The sequence below is a fragment of the Vibrio sp. 2-Bac 85 genome (genome assembly GCF_037546705.1).
GTDB lineage: Bacteria > Pseudomonadota > Gammaproteobacteria > Enterobacterales > Psychromonadaceae > Psychromonas.
This window is the reverse complement of sequence record NZ_JALAAB010000041.1, coordinates 1-2,299: the sequence shown is the minus strand read 5'-3', so window position 1 is coordinate 2,299 and position 2,299 is coordinate 1. Positions and strand designations below refer to the sequence as shown.

Annotated in this window: 2 protein-coding genes; one reads left to right on the top strand and one right to left on the bottom strand. The window is 46.4% G+C overall.

Annotation, left to right across the window (positions count from 1 at the left end):
* Nucleotides 1-4 precede the first annotated feature (4 nt).
* Nucleotides 5-637 (bottom strand): tetracycline resistance transcriptional repressor TetR(E), encoded by a 633-nt coding sequence (locus tag MT390_RS19630; protein ID WP_011899269.1) that lies wholly within the window; start codon nucleotides 635-637, stop codon nucleotides 5-7.
* A gap of 80 nt (nucleotides 638-717) precedes the next feature.
* On the opposite strand from MT390_RS19630, the gene tet(E) reads away from it, so the two are divergent.
* A complete protein-coding gene (gene tet(E), locus MT390_RS19625; RefSeq protein WP_011899270.1) occupies nucleotides 718-1,935 on the top strand; it encodes a tetracycline efflux MFS transporter Tet(E) in 1,218 nt (405 codons plus the stop codon).
* The last annotated feature ends 364 nt before the right edge of the window (nucleotides 1,936-2,299 follow it).

Here is a 2,299-nt window from a genome sequence, read left to right as displayed (position 1 = left end):
AGCATCATTTATTATTACCCTGGATGGACATATATTTTTCATCTAATTGTGCAGAGAATCCAACTATTAATGATTTCAGCCCGAAATGGAAGGCCGTTTCAGCAGTGGTTCTCGTCTGAACATTAAATGCCTCCTGTAATAATGGTGGCACAGCGTCCATCACTGTATTGTATTCTGTCGGGTTTGTGGCTTGCTCTTCCAATACTGCACCCAGCGTAAAATGGCTGATAGATTGCAGAATGAAAAGAGCCTCCTCGACCGAAAACCCTGCATCGCATAGACAGCGTAGTTGCGCCTCTGCTTGTTCAAACTGGGGGGGCGTAGGAGAGGTCCCTATGTGCAATCGGGCTCCATCACGATGGACCAATAATGCTTTACGGAAACTCAGAGCATTTTCCTGGAGAAACTGCTGCCAACTCTCAGTCGGTAACGGTACTGAACGGGTGTGATGCTTCGCCAGTATTGCCTCTGAAAGCATGTTCATAAGGGTCTGCTTGTTGCGCACGTGCCAATACAGAGTCGGTTGCTCAATTTTGAGGGACTGCGCCAGCTTACGCGTAGTCAGGCCCTCTAGCCCTTCTCTGTCCAGCAGGGTGAGCGCCATTGAAATTACGTCGTCCAAGCTTAGTCGTGCCATCACTATCTCCTTTCGCTGTTGACAATCTATCACTGATAGAGTAACTTTTCAAACCCTATCACCGATAGAGAGCGTTAACTATGAACCGCACTGTGATGATGGCACTGGTCATCATTTTTTTAGATGCCATAGGGATTGGCATAATTATGCCTGTCTTACCGGCGTTATTACGGGAGTTTGTTGGAAAGGCTAATGTTGCGGAGAACTACGGTGTTTTATTGGCGCTGTATGCAATGATGCAAGTGATTTTTGCCCCTCTTCTCGGCCGCTGGTCAGATCGCATAGGTCGTCGCCCTGTATTATTACTTTCACTTTTAGGTGCAACACTGGACTACGCATTAATGGCAACAGCCAGCGTAGTGTGGGTGTTGTATCTGGGACGCTTAATTGCTGGTATTACCGGTGCGACTGGAGCTGTTGCAGCCTCAACAATTGCCGATGTCACACCTGAGGAATCCAGGACACATTGGTTTGGTATGATGGGTGCCTGTTTTGGTGGCGGTATGATTGCTGGACCAGTCATTGGTGGTTTTGCAGGTCAACTTTCGGTACAGGCACCGTTTATGTTCGCTGCTGCCATTAACGGGCTGGCATTTCTGGTCTCCCTATTCATTTTACATGAGACCCATAATGCTAATCAGGTTAGTGACGAGATAAAGAATGAAACAATCAATGAAACCACATCCTCCATACGCGAGATGATCTCCCCATTATCGGGATTGCTAGTTGTCTTTTTCATCATTCAATTGATTGGCCAAATCCCTGCAACATTATGGGTTTTATTCGGAGAAGAGCGCTTCGCATGGGATGGCGTAATGGTCGGTGTTTCATTGGCTGTGTTTGGGCTTACACACGCTCTGTTTCAAGGACTTGCTGCTGGTTTTATCGCTAAACATTTGGGAGAACAGAGAGCTATCGTGGTTGGCATCTTGGCTGATGGCTGTGGCCTACTTTTATTGGCAGTCATTACGCAAAGCTGGATGGTTTGGCCAGTTGTGCTGTTACTCGCTTGTGGTGGCATAACTCTTCCCGCTTTGCAGGGAATTATATCTGTTCGTGTCGGTCAGGTAGCACAGGGACAATTGCAAGGGTTGCTGACCAGTTTGACACACCTCACGGGTGTAATCGGTCCACTTATTTTTGCATTTTTGTATAGTGCAACCCACGAATCTTGGAATGGTTGGGTGTGGATAGTTGGATGCGGATTGTATGTAGTTGCACTGACTATACTGAGGTTTTTCTATCCCGGCAGGGCAGTCCACCCGAAAAATCAGAGCAATTCACAGCCATTTCTTTAAATGGTAATGGTAACTGAATGCCCCCAATTCCTAGACGTGAAACCGACCGTTGCACAGCATCAGAAATTGTGAATGTAACACATTGGACTACTACGAGAACCTACAATGCAAGCCATATTATTTGAGTAGTATTAACGCTACTCCATAACGACTGTCGCCATACTGAAAGTATGGTAAACAGAATAAAGAACTGTCCTCCACAATTGCAAGCCACCATGCCAATCTGTCAGCGCATAATGCCCATTATGTTTAATTGCAGTGTTTGCTTAGCAAAATGGTCACTTCGCAGCCAAATAGTAAATTAGCGCCAGTTTTACACCCTCAGCCGAAGCTAGTCTGGGCCTGATTAGCGTGAAAGTTTATG

What these genes read in the sequence shown, in the direction of transcription:
- MT390_RS19630 (WP_011899269.1), bottom strand. Translation starts at nt 637, where the DNA reads ATGGCACGACTAAGCTTGGACGACGTAATTTCAATGGCGCTCACCCTG.